Source organism: Hominenteromicrobium sp. (genome assembly GCF_046974225.1).
In the GTDB taxonomy this organism is placed as follows: domain Bacteria; phylum Bacillota; class Clostridia; order Oscillospirales; family Acutalibacteraceae; genus Hominenteromicrobium; species Hominenteromicrobium mulieris.
This window is the reverse complement of sequence record NZ_JBKWAE010000002.1, coordinates 206,742-227,415: the sequence shown is the minus strand read 5'-3', so window position 1 is coordinate 227,415 and position 20,674 is coordinate 206,742. Positions and strand designations below refer to the sequence as shown.

20 protein-coding genes are annotated in these 20,674 nt (G+C 53.6%); 4 read left to right on the top strand and 16 right to left on the bottom strand.

Annotated elements, in window-relative coordinates:
* Window positions 1-2: 2 nt before the first annotated feature.
* Genes ACLTX1_RS02765 through ACLTX1_RS02755 form a run of 3 tightly spaced genes read right to left on the bottom strand, consistent with a single transcriptional unit; the run spans window position 3 to window position 2,334 of the window.
* Entirely contained in the window at window positions 3-314 is a 312-nt protein-coding gene (locus tag ACLTX1_RS02765; protein ID WP_308449406.1) for a hypothetical protein, read from the bottom strand.
* Window positions 315-333: 19 nt separating this feature from the next.
* Window positions 334-1,374: a type II secretion system F family protein gene (locus ACLTX1_RS02760; protein WP_412330423.1), complete on the bottom strand. Its 1,041-nt coding sequence runs from the start codon at window positions 1,372-1,374 to the stop codon at window positions 334-336.
* Window positions 1,375-1,398: 24 nt separating this feature from the next.
* A complete protein-coding gene (locus ACLTX1_RS02755) occupies window positions 1,399-2,334 on the bottom strand; it encodes a transglutaminase-like domain-containing protein (RefSeq protein WP_412330422.1) in 936 nt (311 codons plus the stop codon).
* A gap of 600 nt (window positions 2,335-2,934) precedes the next feature.
* Here ACLTX1_RS02755 and ACLTX1_RS02750 point away from each other — a divergent pair.
* Window positions 2,935-3,366, top strand: a complete 432-nt coding sequence (locus ACLTX1_RS02750) for a MerR family transcriptional regulator (protein ID WP_308449409.1) — start codon at window positions 2,935-2,937, stop codon at window positions 3,364-3,366.
* Between the two features lie 64 nt (window positions 3,367-3,430).
* Here the strand turns inward: ACLTX1_RS02750 and cysS are convergent, their stop codons facing one another.
* The 12 genes from cysS to ACLTX1_RS02690 form a co-directional block, all read right to left on the bottom strand.
* Entirely contained in the window at window positions 3,431-4,870 is a 1,440-nt protein-coding gene (gene cysS, locus ACLTX1_RS02745) for a cysteine--tRNA ligase (RefSeq protein WP_412330421.1), read from the bottom strand.
* Window positions 4,871-4,889: 19 nt separating this feature from the next.
* Window positions 4,890-5,579, bottom strand: a complete 690-nt coding sequence (gene epsC / locus ACLTX1_RS02740; protein WP_176820403.1) for a serine O-acetyltransferase EpsC — start codon at window positions 5,577-5,579, stop codon at window positions 4,890-4,892.
* 450 nt (window positions 5,580-6,029) lie between these two features.
* Window positions 6,030-7,202: a ribose-phosphate pyrophosphokinase gene (locus ACLTX1_RS02735; protein WP_308449411.1), complete on the bottom strand. Its 1,173-nt coding sequence runs from the start codon at window positions 7,200-7,202 to the stop codon at window positions 6,030-6,032.
* Window positions 7,203-7,327: 125 nt separating this feature from the next.
* The gene (locus tag ACLTX1_RS02730; RefSeq protein ID WP_308449412.1) at window positions 7,328-9,394 is read right to left on the bottom strand and encodes a beta-galactosidase; all 2,067 of its coding nucleotides are present in this window, start codon (window positions 9,392-9,394) and stop codon (window positions 7,328-7,330) included.
* A 201-nt stretch (window positions 9,395-9,595) separates the two neighbouring features.
* The gene (locus tag ACLTX1_RS02725) at window positions 9,596-10,978 is read right to left on the bottom strand and encodes an MATE family efflux transporter (protein WP_412330420.1); all 1,383 of its coding nucleotides are present in this window, start codon (window positions 10,976-10,978) and stop codon (window positions 9,596-9,598) included.
* Between the two features lie 7 nt (window positions 10,979-10,985).
* Complete coding sequence (locus ACLTX1_RS02720; RefSeq protein WP_412264932.1) at window positions 10,986-12,335, bottom strand: MATE family efflux transporter; 1,350 nt, start codon at window positions 12,333-12,335, stop codon at window positions 10,986-10,988.
* 210 nt (window positions 12,336-12,545) lie between these two features.
* On the bottom strand, window positions 12,546-12,836 hold the full coding sequence (locus tag ACLTX1_RS02715) for a Dabb family protein (protein WP_176820398.1): 291 nt from the start codon (window positions 12,834-12,836) through the stop codon (window positions 12,546-12,548).
* Window positions 12,837-13,142: 306 nt separating this feature from the next.
* Window positions 13,143-13,988: a peptide chain release factor N(5)-glutamine methyltransferase gene (gene prmC, locus ACLTX1_RS02710; protein WP_412264931.1), complete on the bottom strand. Its 846-nt coding sequence runs from the start codon at window positions 13,986-13,988 to the stop codon at window positions 13,143-13,145.
* Window positions 13,985-14,920: a DUF1385 domain-containing protein gene (locus ACLTX1_RS02705; protein ID WP_412264930.1), complete on the bottom strand. Its 936-nt coding sequence runs from the start codon at window positions 14,918-14,920 to the stop codon at window positions 13,985-13,987. The genes prmC and ACLTX1_RS02705 overlap by 4 nt, the downstream gene beginning before the upstream one ends.
* Before the next feature lie 28 nt (window positions 14,921-14,948).
* Entirely contained in the window at window positions 14,949-16,439 is a 1,491-nt protein-coding gene (locus tag ACLTX1_RS02700; protein ID WP_308449417.1) for a HAMP domain-containing sensor histidine kinase, read from the bottom strand.
* Window positions 16,440-16,707: 268 nt separating this feature from the next.
* Window positions 16,708-17,412: a response regulator transcription factor gene (locus ACLTX1_RS02695; protein ID WP_308449418.1), complete on the bottom strand. Its 705-nt coding sequence runs from the start codon at window positions 17,410-17,412 to the stop codon at window positions 16,708-16,710.
* Window positions 17,413-17,451: 39 nt separating this feature from the next.
* Window positions 17,452-18,801 (bottom strand): VCBS repeat-containing protein, encoded by a 1,350-nt coding sequence (locus tag ACLTX1_RS02690; protein ID WP_308449419.1) that lies wholly within the window; start codon window positions 18,799-18,801, stop codon window positions 17,452-17,454.
* Window positions 18,802-18,975: 174 nt separating this feature from the next.
* Between ACLTX1_RS02690 and ACLTX1_RS02685 the strand changes: the two genes are divergently transcribed.
* Window positions 18,976-19,464 (top strand): VanZ family protein, encoded by a 489-nt coding sequence (locus tag ACLTX1_RS02685; RefSeq protein WP_308449420.1) that lies wholly within the window; start codon window positions 18,976-18,978, stop codon window positions 19,462-19,464.
* Window positions 19,465-19,469: 5 nt separating this feature from the next.
* The gene (locus ACLTX1_RS02680; protein ID WP_308449421.1) at window positions 19,470-19,922 is read left to right on the top strand and encodes a hypothetical protein; all 453 of its coding nucleotides are present in this window, start codon (window positions 19,470-19,472) and stop codon (window positions 19,920-19,922) included.
* A gap of 34 nt (window positions 19,923-19,956) precedes the next feature.
* Here ACLTX1_RS02680 and ACLTX1_RS02675 read toward each other — a convergent pair whose 3' ends face one another.
* The gene (locus ACLTX1_RS02675; protein WP_308449422.1) at window positions 19,957-20,286 is read right to left on the bottom strand and encodes a hypothetical protein; all 330 of its coding nucleotides are present in this window, start codon (window positions 20,284-20,286) and stop codon (window positions 19,957-19,959) included.
* Window positions 20,287-20,409: 123 nt separating this feature from the next.
* On the opposite strand from ACLTX1_RS02675, the gene ACLTX1_RS02670 reads away from it, so the two are divergent.
* Window positions 20,410-20,556: a MarR family transcriptional regulator gene (locus ACLTX1_RS02670; protein WP_176819663.1), complete on the top strand. Its 147-nt coding sequence runs from the start codon at window positions 20,410-20,412 to the stop codon at window positions 20,554-20,556.
* The last annotated feature ends 118 nt before the right edge of the window (window positions 20,557-20,674 follow it).

Here is a 20,674-nt window from a genome sequence, read left to right as displayed (position 1 = left end):
CCTTATTCCTCGCCGCGCACCAGCACCTGAACGGTCGGCAGCTGGTTATCGGCGAAAACCTCGTATGTCACGATGTATTCTTTCTTATTGACCGTAAGCCCGTAGTGCTTTTCCAAATATTCAAGGCTTTCCGGGTATGCGCCCTCTAAGGTGTAGCACTCTACGGCGCTGCGCAAAACGGCTTCACGCACGGCGGCACGGCCTGTTTCGCGGATATCCTCCTGAAAAACCGGCACGCACACCGCGGTAAAAATTACCGCAAGCACCAGAATAAGCCCGACCGCGAAAAGCCGGAAGCTTACTTTTCGATTCAAAATACCCATAACTTTTCCCTCAGATTGCGCTCAAAATGCCGAGCAAGGGCAGCATGACGCTTAAAAGCGTCAAACCGACAGACGCGGTGAGAAATCCGATCAAAATCGGCTCCGTGCGGTCGATGACGCTGCACAGCCCGTTTTCCGCCTCCTGCGCCGTGCGGCGCGCGAGGTTTTCCGTCACCTGCACGAGCTCGCCGCTCTGCGCACCGCCAAGCAGCATTTTGCCGTACATGGCGGGCAATATCTTTTGGTGCGCAAACGCTGTCGCAACGCCGACGCCCATCTGTGTTTCTTCACGGCATTTTTCAAGCGCTTCGTGCAGCTTTTTGTGGCGCGTCTGCTCGATGCACAGCGCAAGCGCACTGTCTTCATCCGTACCGCTCGCAAGCAAGGCGGAGAGCGTGTCCATCACCTCGGAGACCGCCAAAAGCCACGCGGCTTTGCGCGTGAAGTGGCTCGTTTCCATAGTGTTTCTGAGCTTTTCCCGACCTTTATCGGAGCGTATACCAAACGCCAAAACAAGCAAAACGATGCCCAAAAGCCCCGCAAACACCAAGCTGATGCGCCCGATGAGCGTCGCCGCGAGCACATAGGCATAGGAAGATGAAAGCAGGCTGCCCGTTAAATTGTCGTACACGCGCTCAAACATGGGCAGCACGGCAAAAACGAGCACCGCCAGCACGCCGCACATCATCAGCATCAAAACGGCCGGGTATGTAAGGGTGCTGCGCAAACGGTCGTATAGCGCGCTTTGGCGGTCATAGTGGTCTGCAAGGCGGTCAAGCGCTTCGTCCAATCGGCCGGAAAGCTCTGCCGTGCTAAAAACGCTCAAGGCGTATTCCGGGAAAACGCCGGTCTTTTCCGCCGCTGCCGAAAACGGCTCGCCCGCCGCAACCGAAAGGCTGATCTCGGTAGAAGCCTGCCGCAAGGCGGTGTCCATGCCGTCTTCCTCAAACAGGGAAGAAACCTCCGAAAGCGACGCGCCGGAGCGCAGCAGCATTGCAAGGCTGCTGCAAAATACGCTGAGCTGTTCCTGAGTCAAAAATTTTTCTGCCATGTTCCTCGTCCTTTCGCTTTTCCTTTAATAAGTGAACCGCGTTGTGTATTCCGAATCGTTTTGAATCTCCCCGGCGGGCATGCCGCCTGCGGCAAAGGTGATGTCCACCCGCTGCCACTCATCCGCTTTTGCGCGGATCTCCACGGTGATCCACCCCTCGCTCTCCACATAAAAGCTGTTCCACGCGTGGTAGGTCTCCTCACCCACATAACCCGTGACGAGCTTGCACGGAATGCCCTCGCTGCGCAGCATGGCGGCGGCAAGGCTTGCATAATCAAAGCATATGCCCTTGCCGGTCTTTAAGGTCTCATCTGGGGAAGGCAGGTAGCCGTTTTGCACGGTCGCCGCTTTTTCCGTATCGTATTGGATATTCTTCACCATGTAGTCATACACGGCGGCAGCAATGTCCGCATCGGTGGTGCAGCTTGCGGCCAGCTCTTTCACCTTTTTGATGCAATCGGAGCTTTTGTTGTAATTCACCATCTGGTTCGGGCGCAGGTACGGCTGAAATTCATCTTTCAGCGTCACGTCGCGGTCTTCGCTCCCGATGCATGCGTATTTGCTGTCGCCCACCTGCTCCATCAGGCGGAACGTGTATGTGCCGTTTCCCATATTGAGCGGGAAAAATGTTGCAGTGCCGTCGTTCGGCAAGTCATAGTTATATTTATCCTCGCCGCAGACAATCTGCATTTTTAATCGCGTATCGCTCTGCGCTTTTACGCCGATGATGCCGCCTTCAAGCTGGGAAAGGTCAATCTCTCCGCTGCCGAACGCGGTCGCTTCATCTTCGTTGAAGACGGAATCCCGAAAAGCGGGGACCTCGTAGGGCGCGGCGTTGCTGTCCGTGACATCGCCCGCCGCCGGCTTGGCGTCGTTTGATGCCGTGCCCCGCGCCGCACAGCCGCAAAGCAGCAAAATAAGCGCCAGCGCCGCCGCTAACAGCTGAATTTTTTCTTTCATGCCGCACCCCCTGTCTTTTCTGTGTATACTAAATATTATTTTATCTTGTTTTTGTCTTATACGCAAGCCCTGTGTAAAATTCTTCTGCATGGCTTTTTCCGTCGATTTTTTCAAAAAAATGCGCTTCAAACTATTGACATTATATATATAATGTTGTAGGTATAAATTTCACCGTTTTCTGAGAAATTCCCGCATATTTCGCGGTGTTTCTCAAAAAGCAGAAGGAGTAATTTAAATGAAGGAATTCATGTCTTTCCTGCTTTCTGCACTGCTCGTTCTCTCTCTTGCGGCGTGCGAAAGTAACGGCGGTGCCGGAAGCAACGATTCCGAAAGCAGTGTGAGCAGCACGGCTTCCTCCGAAGCAGAGTCCTCTGCGCCCTCACAACGTGGAACGAGATCACGAAATCCGATACCGTTACACTTGAGTTTTAAGCTTTAACCTGTATCCGAGCGCCTTGCGGCTGTTTACACAGCCGGGCGTTCTTTTTGTTTTTCCGAAATTTTGGCGCAGGAGTTTTCCACGAACACATTGACAAACCGCGCAAAAAAACGTATGCTTATATATAGAGTTATATCTAACTTAGAAAGGAGCGCTTGCAGATGACGTACACCATTAAGGAAGCCTCGGACATCACGGGCATCCCGGCGACCACGCTGCGCTATTACGATAAAGAAGGCATCCTGCCGTTTTTGGAGCGAAAGGAATCCGGCCACAGAATGTTTTCCGAACAGGATCTTTCCATGCTGCGCATTATCGAATGTTTAAAATGCACGGGCATGTCCATTAAAGATATTCGCCAGTACGCGGTGTGGGCACAAATGGGTGACTCCACCCTGGAGCAGCGCTACAACCTGTTTCTTGAGCGCCGCGAGGCCGTTATGGCACAAATCAAGGAGCTTGAAGATCAGCTTAAAGTAATCGATTATAAGTGCAAATACTATGAGGAAGCCATTGCCGCCGGTACGGAAGACATTCACAAGCACAAAACAGGCCACTGCTGCGACGATGAAAAAGAAAACAAAGACGCGTAAGTTCCGCAAAAACCAAGGGCACGGAGTTTTAAAACTCCGTGCCCTTTTGCTTTATTTCCTTATTTTAGCCCTGCACAGACCACGTGATACCCTGCGGGGTATCCTTCACAACGATATGGCGTGCGGCAAGCGCATCGCGAATCGCGTCGGCAGTTGCCCAGTCCTTTGCCTTTCTGGCTTCCGTGCGCTTTGCGATGAGCGCTTCGATCTCCGCGGCTTCCTCGGCGGTCATGCCCTCCGGCACAGCGGACTTCTGCGCATTCTGCTCCTCGCGCAGCGCCTTTGCAGCTTTCAGCAAGCCGAGGGACAACACTTCGTCAAACTCCTTGATGAGCGCAAGCTTGTCCGCGTCGGAAAGCTTGGCTTTCAGTACGTCGTACAGCGCTGTGAGTGCCAAGGACGTGTTGAGGTCGTTTTCCAGCGCCGCGCGGAACGAGGCACGCAGCGGCTCCATGGCAGCTTTGTCGTGCTCTCCCTCATTTTTCAGCGCTGCAATGCGGGAAACGAGCTTTTTGTACGCCGTGGCGGTGTTGTCAAGGCTCTCAAACGAGAACGTCAGCGGCTTTCTGTAATGGGACTGTAAGCAGAACATGCGGTATACAAGCGGCGCGTAGCCCTTTTCCTCAAGCAGCGAGACCGTGAGAAAATCGCCCTTTGATTTGCTCATCTTGCCGCGCGCGTCCAAAAGGTGCAGCACGTGGAACCAGTATTTGCACCACGGGTGGCCGAGATACGCTTCGCTCTGTGCAATCTCGTTTGTGTGGTGCGGAAACGCGTTATCGATGCCGCCGCAGTGAATGTCGAGGTATTCGCCGAGGTACTTGATGCTGATGCCGCTGCACTCGATGTGCCAGCCCGGGTAGCCCACGCCCCACGGGGAATCCCACTTGAGCTCCTGGTCGTCAAACTTCGACTTTGTAAACCACAGTACGAAGTCGCTCTTGGAGCGCTTGTTTTCGTCCTCTTCCACACTGTCGCGCACGCCTACGGCGAGGCTCTCTTCCTCCATGTTGCCGAAAACATAATAGTTTTCGAGCTTGGAGGTATCAAAATAGACGTTGCCGCCCGCGATATACGCATAGCCCTTTTCAAGGAGCACCCCTACCATGTGGATGAATGTATCGATGCAGCTCGTCGCCGGAACGACGATCTCCGGGCGCTTGATGCCAAGCTTTTCGCAGTCACTGAAAAATGCGTCGGTATAGAACCGCGCAATCTGCATGACGGTCTTGTGCTCGCGGCGCGCGCCCTTGAGCATCTTGTCTTCGCCGGTGTCGGCATCGCTGGAAAGGTGGCCGACGTCCGTGATGTTCATGGCGCGGGTCACGTCATAGCCGAGGTAGCGCAAGGCTTTTTCCAGCATATCCTCCATGATGTACGAGCGCAGGTTGCCGATGTGCGCATAGTGGTACACGGTTGGGCCGCAGGTGTACATTTTGACTTTGCCGGCTTCGTGCGGAATAAATTCTTCTTTTTTCTGTGTTCTTGTGTTATAGAGCTGCATACAGGTGCTTCCTTTCTGCTTATTCTTCCTTATTCTTCTCCGCTTTCTGTGCGGTCAGCTTGCTTTTTTCTCTGCGGCAGCTGTTCAGCTCGCCGTGCAGGCGCTCAATCTCAAGCCGCATGCGGCACATTTCCTGCGCCACCGGGTCGGCCACGTGGATCTGATCCAGCGTGCTGTTGTCCATCACACGCTTGCCGCCCACACGCACGATGCGCGCCGGTACACCGACCGCCGTTGCGTTATCGGGCACGGCATCCAGCACCACGGCACCCGCCGCCACACGGGCGTTATCACCCACGCGGAACGGCCCCAGCACCTTTGCGCCCGCACCGACGAGCACGTCATTTCCAAGCGTCGGGTGGCGCTTGCCCTGGTCTTTGCCCGTGCCGCCGAGCGTCACACCCTGATACAGCGTGCAGTTGTCACCGATAACGGTGGTTTCGCCGATGACGACACCCATACCGTGGTCGATGAACAGATTTTTGCCGATCGTCGCGCCCGGGTGAATCTCTATACCCGTTTTGCGGCGCGCGCGCTGCGAGATATAGCGCGCGATAAATTTCATATTATGGCGGAAAAACCAGTTTGCCTTGCGGTAAGACCGCACCGCCTTGAAGCCGGAATACAGAAAATAAACCTCCGCACGGCTGCGGGCGGCAGGGTCGCGTGCCATCACGGCGTCAAGCTCCGCCTTTAACTTAGAAAACATGACGTAAACCTCTCCTTAAAAACAAAAGCCCCGAGCGCACAACATAGGCGCTCGGGGGCGAAATGTATCAAAACATTCATGATACAATAAATCCGCGGTTCCACTCCGGTTTATCACTCAAACGGCGTAACGTGCCGTACCCGTATGCGGCTCACTTTCGCTCACCGCATCCGCTCGCGAATGCACTTCGCCCGGCTCTTTTCTGCGGCGGCTTTCAGCCCATGACCTCCGCTCTCTATCGACTGTCCCCGGGGTACTCGTTCGGTCTCAGCGTTTGCTTTATGACAGTATTTTAACACAGCCCCTTTAAAAACGCAAGCCCAAAGATCACCTCTCCGCGCCATTTTATGCGGCTTTTTTCTTTTGGTTCTTTTAAAATACGCGCATGCAAAAACAGGGTACGCACTTTTTTACAGTGCATACCCTGTTTATTTAGCAATGATTCAAAAATTAGAGCTGCTCGTCGATGATCTTTGCTTTTTCAAGCGCACGCTTCTGGAGCAGTGCGTCGATCTTGGCGTGCGGGTCAAGCAGGGAGCTGATGGAAGCGTCGTGGTTCAAAGCAGAGATGAAGTAAGCGATGTACTTCGAAACGTCGACTTCATGGAACCACGGGCGGTTCTTCAGTTCCGGGTTAAGATACGTCAGGTTGCTGCCGAAGATACCGTCGATGAGACCCTCTTCATACGCTTTATCGAACTTTGCGAGGCCGTTCGTGAAGATGGCATACGTGCCGTAAGCAAAGAAGCGGCGTGCCTTGCGGGCCTTGACGTTCTCTGCAATGTCGAGCACGGACTCGCCGGAGGAGATGATGTCATCGGCAACGAACACATCCTTGCCCTCGACCGGGGTACCGAGGTACTCATGTGCGACGATCGGGTTGCGGCCGTCTACGATGCGGGAATAATCGCGGCGCTTGTAGAACATGCCCATCTCCACGCCGAGCACGGAAGCATAGTACATGTTGCGGTTCAGCGCGCCCTCGTCCGGGCTGACGATCATGAAATCTTTCTTATCGGTGGAAAGATCCGGGAAGTCCTTGAAGAGCTTCTTTAAAACCTGGTAAGTCGGCATCAGGTTATCGAAGCCCATAACCGGCACAGCGTTCTGCACGCGCGGGTCATGTGCGTCGAAAGTCAAAACGTTGGAAACGCCCATCTGCTGGAGCTCCTGCAGCATGTACGCGCAGTCCAAAGACTCGCGGTAGCTGCGGCGGTGCTGACGGCCGCCGTAAAGCAGCGGCATCACAACGTTAACGCGGTGTGCCTTACCGCTTGCCGCCTGAATGAGACGCTTCAAATCCTGATAATGGTCATCCGGGGACATGTGGTTCTCGTTGCCGAAGTAGTTGTAGGTCAGGCTGTAATTGCCTACGTCTACAACAAAGAACAGGTCATAGCCGCGCACGGTCGACTTGATAAGACCCTTGCTGTCGCCGGAAGAGAAACGCGGGCAGCTGTTTTCGATGATGAACGTGTCCACATCCATACCGGCACGCTTTGCCCAACGCACCAGATGGGCCTCAACCTTTTCGGAAAGCTCACGCGCACCGGCAAGCGGTACGATGCCAAGCGGTGCTACGCGATTCTCTGCACTGAAAAACGTCTGTGATTCCATTGCCATTTGATTACTCCTTCAAACTGCATATTCCGTTATTTGCCTGTCCGTTTTACACGAACAATGTCGGCTCTTGTCTATTTCAATATAGCACAAAATAGCGAGAATTTCCACAGCAAATACGCAAAATATTAAACTTTTGTTAAATCCGATAAGAGGGCAATGCCAAACGGAGCGAGTTTGATTGAATTTACCGTTTGATCTGTACCGTACAACTTGTAGTCGCGCGGCAATTCCACGGTTTTTCCGCTTTCCGTGTAGTTTTCTACAAAAATGATATTCTCCTTTTCGCCGTGGCGGATGTGTGCCGTTACGCCGTGCGGCAGGGCGCAATCGAGCGCTTTTTCAATGTGCAGCGTCTCAATCATTTCGCCGTACAGTACAGAAAGCATATCGCTGCCGGTACGAGCCGCAATGTAATACGCCTCTCCCTTGCCGAACTTGTTTTTCGTCAGCGCCGCTTCGCCTGCGTAGAAATCTTTTTCATATGTGCCGAGTACCTCCGCCGTCAGCGGGTGGATACGTGCACAAAGCTCCATAGCATCGTAACGGCTGCCGTTAAACGCAATGCCATTTTTCATGCCGTCCGGCAGGCTGTCGATTTCTTCGTTCCACACGCCGAACACGTCCATCATATCGCCGGGGAGGCCGCCCATTTTGCACAGGTCGGTATCGTCCACAATGCCGCTCCAGTACGTTGTGACGAGCGTGCCGCCGTTTTCGACAAATTTACGCATCTTCTTTTCAAAGCCTGCACGGTACATATAGAGCATCGGTGCAATGACAAGCTTATATTTCGAGATATCGCCGTCCATATCGACGATGTCCACCTGCACGCCCTTATCCCAGAACGGACGGTAGTGCGTCAAGAGCGTCTCTACATATTTTTCGTCTTTATCCTTGTTGCGCGGGCCCGCGGCAGCATCCAGCGCCCAGCGGTTTTCCACGTCGTACACGATAGCGACCTGCGGCTTGACTTCGGTGCCGTATACGTCGCCGCGCTCGTTCATGCTCTTAAGCTCAGCGCCGACGGACTGCACATCCTTAAACACACGGGTGTTCTCGTTCGTAACGGAGTCAAACACGCCGCCATGGCTGACATGGTCAACGACCGCACCGTGGAACTTTTCGCAGGAGCCGCGGCTTTTTCTGAACTGGAAATACTGCACAGAATTTGAGCCGTGTGCAACCGCCTGCATGGAGGAAAGCAGGTGCATGCCCGGGCGCTTCAGCATACTGATGGGCGTCCAGTTCGTCATGCTCGGCGTGCTTTCCATCAAAAGGAAGTTTTCGTGCTTGATCGAACGCATCACGTCGTGCGTCATCGCGGAAGAGACCGCAATCTCTACGTTGTCGGTCGTATGCCACTGCGGGTAGTTGTCCCAGGAAACAACATCGAGCTCCGGGCCGAACTTAAAGTAATCGAGGCCGTCGTAGAAGCCCATCAGGTTCGCCGTCACCGGGATATCCGGGTTTACTTCCTTTACGGTGTCGCGCTCCATTTTCATGAAATCGACGGTCTGGTACGTGACAAAGCGCTTCCAATCGAGCGTCAGACCGTGCACGTTCATTTCGCCGTTCGGCTGCGGCGCGTGAATCTGATCCCAGCTCGTATACGTGTGGCTCCAGAAGTCCGTCCACCACGCGTGGTTCAGGTCGTCGAGCGTCTTATACTTCTTTTTCAGCCAATCGCGGAACGCCTGTTGGCACAGCGGGCAGTAGCACTCGCCGCCGTACTCGTTAGAAAGGTGCCACAAAATGACGCCCGGGTGGTTTGCAAAGCGCTTTGCAAGGCGCTTATCCATCTCGCGGGTCTTCTCTCTGTACACGGGGGATGTATAGCAGTGGTTATGGCGTGCGCCGGAAAGGTCGCGCACACCATTATTCTGCACACGGCGAATCTCCTCATACTTTTCGCTCATCCAAAGCGGCTTTGCACCGGACGGTGTGGCCAACACGGTATAAATGCCGTTTTTGTAGAGATTGTCGATGATCTTCTCCAGCCAGTCGAAGTCGTATTCTCCCTCATTCGGCTCCAGATGTGCCCAGGAGAAAATACCGACCGACACGCAGTTGATATCCGCTTTCTTCATCAGCTCCACGTCCTGCTTGAGAATCTCGGGGTAGCGCAGCCACTGTTCGGGATTATAATCGCCGCCATGCAGCAGCTTCGGAAATTTCGGTGTAAGGGGTCTCATAATAAAATACCTCCGTCAGCGCGACTTCCCGCGCGTAATCTACACCCAGTATACAGATTGTACGGACAAACTTCAAGAGTGAATTTCACATTCTTCATTCTTTAGTCTTTGCCGTGTTCTTATGCGCATATAATAAAGAAAAGCGCACAGATTTTGTTTTCTGCACGCTTTTTAGCTTCATATTTTTCTGAAAGGCTTCTTTTATTCGCCCGCTTTACTTTGGCTTGTGTCAAGTTCTCTCGTCAGCTTATGCATTCTCACAAAATACGTCGTGACAAGCAAAATAGCCGCACCGGCCCAAGCAGTGATCTCCGCATAGAAAATACCCTCCTGCCCGATAATAAGCGGCAGAAACAACGCCACGCCAATACGCATCAAAAATTCCATGATGCCCGAAGCCATCGGCATAATGGTATCGCCAAGCCCCATCAGCGCGGAGCGGTAAATGTGCAGCATATAGAGGATAGACAGACAAATACTCATGATATTAAGATAGTGTATTGCCACCTGCGACGAGATCGACACTTCCTCCGCTGTGCCGGAAATAAACAGTGCGATGCCGTATTTTCCGAAAATCAGCACAAAAACCGTAATGACGACCGAGGTCAGCAAAGCGATCCACGTTGCGGAGTGCATACCCTTTTTCACGCGGTCTAAAAGCCCCGCGCCGAGATTCTGCCCGACATACGTCGTCACGGCGTAGCCGAACGAAACGGCGGCAATCTCCAAAATACCGTACAGCTTATTCGTTGCCGTAAAGCCCGCCACGAACAGCGTGCCGTAGCGGTTGACGACCGACTGCACCACCATGCCGCCCACGGCGATGATAACATTCTGTGCGGCGACCGGCGTACCGAGTCCCAAAAGGCGCTTTGCTATTTCCGGATTGAGCCGGAAATACTCTTTTTTCAGGTGGATGACCTTCACGTGCAGCACAGCGCGCAAACAGTAAAGCGCTGCAAAAAGCTGTGCGATGACCGTTGCGACGACCGCACCCGCAATGCCCCAGTGGAACACCATAACAAACAGCAGATCAAGCCCGATATTCAGAATAGATGCAATGACCATGGCATACAGCGGCGTTTTGCTGTCGCCGAGCGCACGCAGGATGCTTGCAAGCACGTTATACGCCATGATGATGGGTATGCCCGCAAACATGATGCGCAGGTATGTGAACGCGCCGCCGATGATCTCCTCCGGCGTGTTCATGGCGCGCAGCACAGGTGCCATGGCGACTTGGCTCAGAATGACGGTCAAGATTGAAATGACCGCCGAAAGCGAGATCGTCGCGCCGATGGCGCGATTGAGGCCCTCGTGGTCTTCTGCGCCGAAACGCTGCGCCATGTAAATGGAAAAGCCCTGCGCAAAGCCTTGGATAAGCCCCAGCACGAGCCAGTTCAGCCAGTCCGCCGCACCGAGCGCCGCCAGCGCGTTTACGCCGAGCGCCTGCCCCACAATGGCGGTATCCACCACCGTGTAGAACTGCTGAAACACGTTGCCCAGCATCAGCGGTATCGCAAAGGTGAAAATCAGCTTTGCAGGGCTGCCTTTTGTCATATTTTGAATGCGTTCTGTTTTTGCCATAAACCCCTCATGATTTCGCCGAAAGTTTTTCCGGCAATTTGTGAATACGAATGTAATATGTCACGCACAGCAGTGCCGCCGCGCCGAACCACGCGGAGACCTCTGCAATGCAGATGGAAAGAAAGCCCAGATTGAACACTTTAGAGAGCACGAGCACAACGGAAATGCGCAGAATTAGCTCCAGCGCGCCGGAGAGCATCGGCACCACCGTGTCGCCGAGACTTTGCAGGGAAAAGCGGTAGACGAACAGCAAACCCAGCACCCACATCATCGCACCGCAACACAGCAAATACGGATACGAAGCTTCGATGACCGCCTGCTCCACGCCGGAGACGAACACCGCCGTCAGCTGGCGGCCGAACAGAATCATTGTGCCGCCGATGAAGAAATCGACGATGAGCACCATCAAAATGCTGCGGCGCACGCCGACTTTAATGCGGTCAACGCGTCCCGCGCCGAGGTTCTGCCCGACATACGTGCCAAGGGATAACCCGATGATGTTGCACGGCTGTTCCGCAAGACCGAAGATTTTCGAGCCCGCCGTATATGCCGCCACAATCGTAGAACCTAAACCATTCACAATGCCCTGTAAGATCATACCGCCGATCGCCGTAATGGAATTCATAATTCCGACCGGCAAACCAAGCTTCAATAAGCCAAAAATAATAGACTTATCCATGCGCTTTTCGTCGGCTTTAAAACGCAAAACCGGCATACGGCACAACACGAAAAGACACATCAGGCCGGAAAGCAGCTGTGCCAAAACGGTCGCCCACGCAGCGCCGGCCACGCCCCATTTAAAGGCCATGACAAACAGAATGTCCAGCCCGATGTTCACTGCCGAACTGATGAGAATGATAATGAGCGGCGACATGCTGTCGCCGAGCGCTCGAAGAATACTCGAAAGCATATTGTAAAACACCGTCGTGAAAATACCGATGAAAATAATGCGGATGTACAAAAGCGCGTCGTCAAAAATATCGGTCGGCGTACCCATCAGTGTCATGAGCGGGCGCGAGAAAATGAGACTTAACGCCGTGATGACCGCAGCGCTCATAAAGCCGAGGTAGCCCGCGTTCATCACCGTGCGGCGCATGTCGCTTTCGTCGCCTGCGCCGAAGCGTTGCGAAATCAAAATGGAATACCCGTGCGTCAAACCGTTGATGAAACCCAAAACAAAAAAATGTACCGAACCCGTGGAACCCGCCGCCGCAAGCGCGTTGACGCCTACACCGCGGCCGAGCACCATAGCATCCGCCACAGAGTATAACTGCTGAAACACATTGGCAACAAGCAAAGGCAGTGCAAATGCCAACAAAAGCTTTACCGGGCTGCCCTTCGTCATATTGCGAACCACAAAATTGCTCCCTTCAAAAGACACTTTGATTACCATTATATCGGATAAAATGCTGCAATTCAATGCCTGTATGTCGTTTTCGAGGGGTGTAAACGCCGAATTTTCCTATTCTTTTTTGGCTAATTTGGCGCTATTTCGGCTTCAGCAACAAGCCGTGTAAAAAAGCAGCGCCATGCAAAAGCCGCACAGCGCCGCGTGAATTTTGTTCAATCAAACGATGTAATCGACCGCAACCGCCTTTTCGCGAACTGTCGCAACATAGGTCTTCACCGTGTTGCAGTGGTACGGGTCTTTCTGGTATTCTTCGAGCGCCTCGGGGCTCTCGAGCGTAACGGTCAGGCAAACGTCAAAGGAGCGCTCGGAGTGGAGGAAATCCGCACCGGCTTCCACGTCAAGTGCCTGCGGCACGCGGCCCTTCATCGTCATAAAAAGATCGCGCAGCTTTTCGCACTGCTCTTTGGAATTGTCCTTGAGCTTGATCATTAAAACATGCTTTACCATTTGAAAAACTTCCTTTCGGATAAAATTATTGCATAGCTAAAGAAAACCATGGTTAAAAGTTTTGCTCAAGCTTTTTTCAAAAGCTTGCAGGTTCTTAGGGCAGCGCCCTACGTCGCTTTCCGCAGAAAGCGAAATCTTTTTGCGTTCGCAAAGTCAGGAAGGGAGGACGAAACTTCCGGTGGACGTTTCGTCCGAGGGAAACCCTACTAAGGGGTTTCCCTATGAACTTGTAACACAAGTTCATAAAAATCGAACCCAGTCTTCCCCGAAAGGCGGCCAAAGCCGCCTTTAAAAAATCGACTTATTCTATCTAACCCCCGAAACCGCCCTGTCGAGCGCGCCCAAGTCCTTGTGAATCCGCACATCGCGCAGACCGGCGGCTTCAAACAGCACCTTTACCGCCTGCCCCTGCGTCTCACCGATTTCCACGGCAAGCACGCCGTTCGGGTGCAATTTTTTCGCCCAAATATCGCAGATCGCGCGGTAGAAGATGAGGCCGTCCGCGCCGCCGTCCAGCGCCGTTTTCGGCTCTTTCTGCACTTCGCGCTGCAAAAGCGGCAGCTCGCTTGTCTCAATATACGGCGGGTTCGACGCGATGAAATCGAACCCATCCGGCAGCGTCTCCGCAAACGCTTTATCTAACATGTCGCCCTTTACCGCCGTCACCGGCAGCTCCGGGTAACGCGCCAAATTCTCGTTTAAATAGTTGAATGCGCCATCGTACAGCTCCACTTCCGTCACTTCGGCGTGTGCTTCTTTCGCGATGGAAAGCCCCACCGCACCCGTGCCGGCGCAAAGGTCAAGCCCCTTCGGCAAATTCTCGGTTTTCGACAAACGCTTGCACACTGCTTCCACCAAAACAGCGGTGTCCTCGCGCGGAATCAGCACGCCCTCTCCGCAGGAAAGCGTCAGGCTCATAAAGTCCCACTCGCCAAGCAGATATTGCAGCGGCTCGCCCGTTTTGCGCTTTTCGAGCGCGGAAAGCACCGCTTGCCCCGCTTCAGACTCCGCCGGCTTATCGCCGTGCAACAATAACTCTGTGCGGTTCGCGCCGCAGAAATGCTCCAAAAGGCACGCGGCTTCAAACGTCGGGTCTTCCGTGACGGGTTCAAGCGCCGTTTTCGCTGCGCGGTACAGCTCGTTCAGCGTCATCGGATAATATCCTCGCCGTTTTCCGGGATAACCGCTTTCATCGCCGCAATAGCGGCTTCCATCATCTTGTCGGTCGGCTCTTTTACGGTCAAACGCTGAAACCACAGGCCCGGCGCCGCAATGATGCGCGTCAGCACGTTATCGTACTTGCCGCAAAGCTTGATGAGCTCATAACCGATGCTGACAACGACCGGCAAGCACAAGAGCTTACAGAATGTGCGCAGAAACGGATTGGAAAACGGAATGAAAAAGCCGATGATGATGCCGAGCAAAAGCATTAAGATCATAAAGCTGGAGCCGCAGCGCGGGTGGAAGCGCTTTTGCTTCCGCACATTTTCCACGGTGAGCGGCAGGTCGTTTTCATAGCAGAAAATCGTCTTGTGCTCCGCGCCGTGGTAGCGGAATGTGCGGTCAATCTCCGGCATTTTAGAGATGACAACAATGTACAGTACAAAAATGACGATACGTAAAAGGCCCTCAAACACCGAACGCCAACCACTGATGCCGTCGCCCGTAAGCATCATCAGCCCGTTAAAGAGCACCGCCGGCAAAAAGAAGAACAGCAGCACCGCAAGCGCCACGCCCAGCACACCGCCCACGGCGACGACCGCATTCATCACCTTGTCTCCGAATTTCTTTTCGAGCCAATTTTCAAATTTCGAGGGCTCTTCCTCTTCCTCGCCGCCCACTTTATCCGCCGAAAGCGTCAGCGCCTTCATACCGAGGCGCAGGGTATCCACCATAGAGAACACGCCGCGTATAAACGGCTTTTTCAAAATGGGGTATTTTTCGCGCAGCGACGGCGTGGAAACCTCCTCCGTTGTAATATTTCCGGCTTCGTCACAAAAAGCCGCTACGTTTTTCTTCGGGCCAACCATCAAAATGCCCTCAAGTAAGGCCTGCCCGCCGATAGATGTTACGCGTTTTGCCATTCTTTCTCCTTTTGCTTATAAACAATATTTAATCCTGTTTTCTCTCCACGACCTGCACCTGCGCGGTGGCGGTGGGAATCTGCGTTGTGTTGGAAAGCTCGGGATTCATCTCAAGCTTTTTCATGGTCGGTATCGTGATGATGACCGTGGTGCCCATGCCTTCTTCGCTGTCAATATCAAGCGAGCCGGAGTGCAGCTCCATGATCTCATTTGCGACGGCGAGGCCGATGCCGTTGCCGCGCACGTTTTGGTTTGCTTTGTAGAACTTCTTTTTGACGTTTGGCAGATGCTCCGCCGGGATGCCGCAGCCACTGTCCTTAATGATGACGCGGATAAACCCGTCGTCCTCATACGCGGAAACGCGCACCGTACCACCGGGATTCGTGTATTTCAAAGCGTTGTCGATGACGTTGATGAACACCTGCCGCAGGCGATTCACATCACCCAAAATCGGCGAAAGCATCGTATCTTCCTCATCGTAAATAAGATTTTTATGCTCCGTTCGCGCACGGTCGGTGAACATGTACACGGCCTCATCGAGCTCCGCCAAAAGATCGATTCTCTTGAGGATCAGCCGCATTCTGCCGCTTTGCATGCGGGAAAAATCCAGAAGCTCCTCCACCATGCCGGAAAGGCGTTCTGCCTCGCGCACGATGACGTTCATGCCCTTATCATACGTTTCTCGGCCGATACCGCCTGTTTGCAGCGTTTCCGCCCAACCCTTAATAGCCGTCAGCGGCGTGCGCAGCTCGTGCGAAACAGAGGAAATGAAGTCGTTTTTCATTTTTTCCGCTGTGCCAAGCTCTGCCGCCATGTCGTTGATGGAGTCGCACAGTGCGCCGAGCTCGTCGTCCTTCTCTTTCTTGACGCGCACGTCAAAATCGCCCTTTGCAATTTTTTCCGCCGTAGCATTGAGTTCCCGAATGGGCGTGATAATAGACCGCACGAAATAAATGCCCGAAAGCGTGACGAGCACCAAAATGAGCACACCGATACCAATCAGGACCAGCACGACATACGTAATCTGCCGGTCTGCGCGCTCCATAGAGACGATGTACCGCACCGCGCCGAGCACCGCGCCGTTTGCGCCGCGCGCCACGCGCGAGACGGCCATGACCTTCTCGCCGCTTGCGAGCTTGCCGATCCAATAGCCGTACCCATTTTCGCTGTGCAAGGCGCTTTCAAAATCGGGCTTGCTCTGGTTTTGGTCCGGCGCAAAGCCGGAGGATGTAGACAAAATGCTGCCCGAACGCGAGACCGCCATGACCTCCATGAGGTCTTTATCCGGGAAATTTTCGGTGTAGCTTCTGGCTGCAGCGTTAAACTCGCTTACGGTTTTCATGCTGCCGGAAAGCACGGTGGGCAGCTCGTCGCTGCGACCGATGAGCGTCATTTGTATGCCGTTATAGGCATAGCTCTGCACAACGAAAGAAAGCGCCGCAATACAGGCTGTAAATAATAAAATCATCACACCGAGGCTGTTAAACAGCCAGCGTCTTGCAATACCTTTTTTGAACACGCGCTTTCCTCCTTTCTGTGCTTCTTTTTGTAGTTACCAGTATTTTTAAATGACTTGCCCTGCAAGTCATCAGAAAACCCATGCAACTGGGTTTTCTGCGGTTCAACAGTCCACCGGACTGTTGAACCTACTTTCCTAGTTTTTTATTAGGCAAAAAGATTTCGTCGTCTGCGGACGACGCCTCAGGGCCTTGCCCCGAGACCCCATAAACTTTCTGAAGAAAGTTTAATCAAAGACTTCATTCGTTTGCTTTCACGCAACCTTTTGATTACTTATCCCACCGATAGCCGATGCCCCACACGGTGACAACATGTCTCGGGTTCGAGGGCTCGTCTTCGATCTTCATTCTCAATCTGCGAATATTCACGTCTACGATTTTTTCCTCACCGACATATCCGCTGCCCCAGACGTGCTTTAGAATTTCGGAACGTTTTAACGCCTTACCGGCATTTGAGATGAAGTATTCCATGATCTGAAACTCCACCTGTGTCAGCTCCACGGGGTTGCCGTCTTTTGTGAATGAGCGGTTGCGCAGGTTCAGCACGAAGCGGCCGGAGCGCAGCTCTTCGGAGAAATTCGGCTCTGCGGCTCTCGTAAACTGTGCCACACGGCGGTAAACGGCGTCCACGCGCGCCACGAGCTCAGAGGGGCTGAACGGCTTCGTCACGTAATCGTCCGCGCCCATCATCAGGCCCGTCACCTTGTCCATTTCCTGCGTTTTCGCCGTCAGCATGATGATGCCGATGGTCGCGTTTTTCTGTCTTAATTCCTTACATACGGCAAGGCCGTCCAGACTGCCGGGCATCATGATGTCCAGCACAGCCACGTCAAAATCGCCGCCGGCCTGCTCGTACACGCGCAAGGCTTCCTCACCGCTTGCGGCTTCCACGCAGTCGTACCCCGCGCGCTTTAAATTGATGACCACAAACTCGCGGATATTCTGCTCGTCCTCTGCCACCAATATCTTTTTCATGTTCGTTTCCCCTTTCTGTCCCCCATTTTCAGTCTATATTTATTCCAGCACTTCAAATCCGCTTTGCAGCGTTTTTTCGTCGCTTTCCGCCATGGAATCGTCCAAAATGCGCAGCACATACACGCGCCCGGCGGAGCTGCTCAACAGAATATCTTCGTCATCCTGTTCTTTTTCCGCCCAGTCTTCCTCCGTATATACCCGAATGGAGAACTTGTCCTCCCGGCCGAGGTAATTGCCGTTAAAGCCGATCTGTGTATACGTAAAGAATGTCGCTGTGCGGGTCACGGTGTCATTTTGGCAGCCGTAGTTATCCTCGCTGCTCGGCAAAAACAGGTTGTAGTTTTCCGCTGTATTCAAAATACTCGTGCACACCGGCGTCAACGTGTTGTCCTGTAAGCTATACGTGTTCCACGTGATGACATACCCGGTGGAATCCGCCGTCGTTTCGCTGCCGTTTATCGTCAACTCCGCCGTTGGAATCTCCAAAATGCCGTCTTTATTCACATCGCGCGAGACCGCTGCGGCCGCCGTTGGCCGATCCGTCGCGTTTTCTTCGTTCGACAGCGGCGAAATGAGTCTGTCCGACGCTTCGTCATACCCGATGACCTGCGTCAGCATGCGCCCGTCCGCTTTCACGCCGTCCAGCACCGCTGCGCGCCGCCAAGAATTTACCTGCGAAAAGCTTACGGAGGTGTAACGCGTCACCGCCGCATCGAGCGGCACGGTTTTGGAGACATACGGCTGGTCGCCGTCAAAGCGGTATAACCCGCCAAGCGCCATAATCTCTTCTCCGCTCGTCTGCGCCGCCTGCAAAACGAACAGCTCTTTTATATTGTCGCTGTCAAAATCTGTCAGCAGAATTTCGCTGTATGAGACCGTTGTCATGGAGAATTCGCGGATCGTGTCTCCGTCCACATAATAAACCGAAACGCTTGCCGTCGCCGTGAGCGGATCTCCCCAGCCCACGATGATCTCGTCCATACCGTCGCCCGTCAGGTCACCGAAAAACACCTTGTCCACCTGCGTTGCCGCCGAGGTAAACCGCGCCATAGAGTTCCAAACGCCGTCCGTGTTTTTCTTAAAAAATTCCAGCCGCGTGCCGCCCGCGTCGCCGTTTGCACAGAAACTCACGACCTCCGAAGTGCCGCACCCGTCTAAATCGCGCGAGATGATCGCCGAGCGGTAATCACCGCATTTCGGGTAAACAAGCGTCACGTCACCCACGCCGCCGCCCATCAGGGCATATATCGCTTCTCTGTCTGCCGTCGTCTTTGGCGGAGACATCAGCGCTTGCGCATCAAGACCCGTCAGCTCGCTGCACCCCGAAAAAGAAAGCGCCAAAAGCACGGCGAGCACCGCTGCAAAAAGTTTTTTCAGTTTTCCGCGCATCGCCGTCACCTCCTGCGCAAATTTACAATATCGGTATAAGTATAGCATATCCCCCGCACCGCCGCAAGCAGTCAGGGGCGCTTTGGCGTCATATAAAAATTAAATTTCTGTGACAGCATTGAGAAACCGGCGCGTGCGTGGTAAAATGGAGAAAATATCTCGAAAGGATTCCGCATGAAACAAACAATGCACAATACCCGCGTGCGATGGGTGCTCGGCATTCTCATTGCACTCACGCTTGCGTTCATCTGGAGCAACTCCATGCAGAGCCGCGCGGTCTCCGGCGGCATGAGCGGCTCCTTAAAAACGTGGCTCGAGCAGCTTCTGCACACAGAAATCAGCGAATTTTTGCTGCGCAAGGCGGCGCATTTTTCGGAATACGGCCTTCTGGGTGTGGAATTTTCGCTTCTGCTCGGCTTACAGCACGATAAAAACGGCAAAAATCTCCAGTGTGGGCGCAATCTTCTCGACTTTCCGCTCATCGGCATGCTGTGCGCCGTCACGGACGAGACCATTCAAATTTTCTCCGGCCGCGGTTCGCTTGTTTCCGATGTGTGGATCGACACCGCCGGCTTTTCGACCGGATTCTTTTTGACCGTTCTGCTCTTTCTTTTTATCAATCACTGTAAAAAAAGCCGGGTAACCGGCAACCGGAAAGGATAAATACCATGAAACAGCATATTTTAAAGAAGATTCCTCTCTTCGTCACCGTGTCCGTTCTGCTCGCGTGCATCGTGTTTTCCGGCTGCGCGGGCCGCACCGTCATCACAGATGCGCAATTCAAGTCCGCCTGCGAAGCTGCCGACTGCGAAGTAACGGACGTTTCCGACCAGTTTGACAGCAGCGTCATCACAAAAGCGCTGACCGTTTCGGGTGATGATTACTCCTTAGGCTTTTTCACATTCGCTTCCACGGACAGCGCCAAAACGAACTACGCGCAGATGCTTTCAAGCGTCAGGACCTCCGAGGGCAAGGCGGTCGATTCCAGCGAATACAACCGCTACACGTATAAAGGCGATGACCTCACAACGGTACTCTACCGCAACGGCACCACGATTCTTTTCGCCACCGGCGCGGATAAGGACACTGTAAATAAAGTCGTAACAGCGTTGGGACTTTAACTTTTAAAGGCTCGTCGGCAAAACCGACGAGCCTTTAAAAATACCTGGTCATGCGGGCAGCGGCGTTCGGGATGAATGTTTCCGCCCGCTCTGCTATATAAGCCGCCGTTAGCGCACCCGCGCCGACGTACTCCCCATACTCCGTAAACAGGCTGCGCGCCGCGATGCGCTCTGAAAACCGCACCGTCACGCACAGGAAAAACCGGCTGCCGATCCGCCCCAGTGCCGAAGAAAGAACATGGAGCGTGTGCACGGCACGCTCCACCGCATCCATCAAATGCCCCACGGTCTCAAAGCAAAACGTCAGCGGCACGGGCGGCGAAACGATACGAATGCCACCACCCCCTTTCCGTTCCCAAGGCACACCCGCAGGTGTATCTTAAACCAGTTTACGTCAAAGGCAGGTACACCGTGCCGATTTTTTCTTTGAAACCTTGACATTTTCTTTTTACGTTCTGATCATTACCAAAGTTAGTTATGATCTGACATCGGTGAAACGCTGAACCGGCCGCGCCCCGGTGTGACCCGTACCGTAAAGGAAATAGAGCAAAAAGACTACCTACAAAAGACCGCTTCCGAGGAAGACGGTCGCGTGACCTACATTTCCGCAACGAAAGCTTCAGCGGTAATGTAACCGGCACGCTAAACACCGGCAAAGCTTTCCGTGCTCAAAGCAGAAGCGGCAAAGTGGATGTTCCGTTCGATACCGGCGAAGGCACATGCAAAGTCAGCACACTCAGCGGCAGTATCCG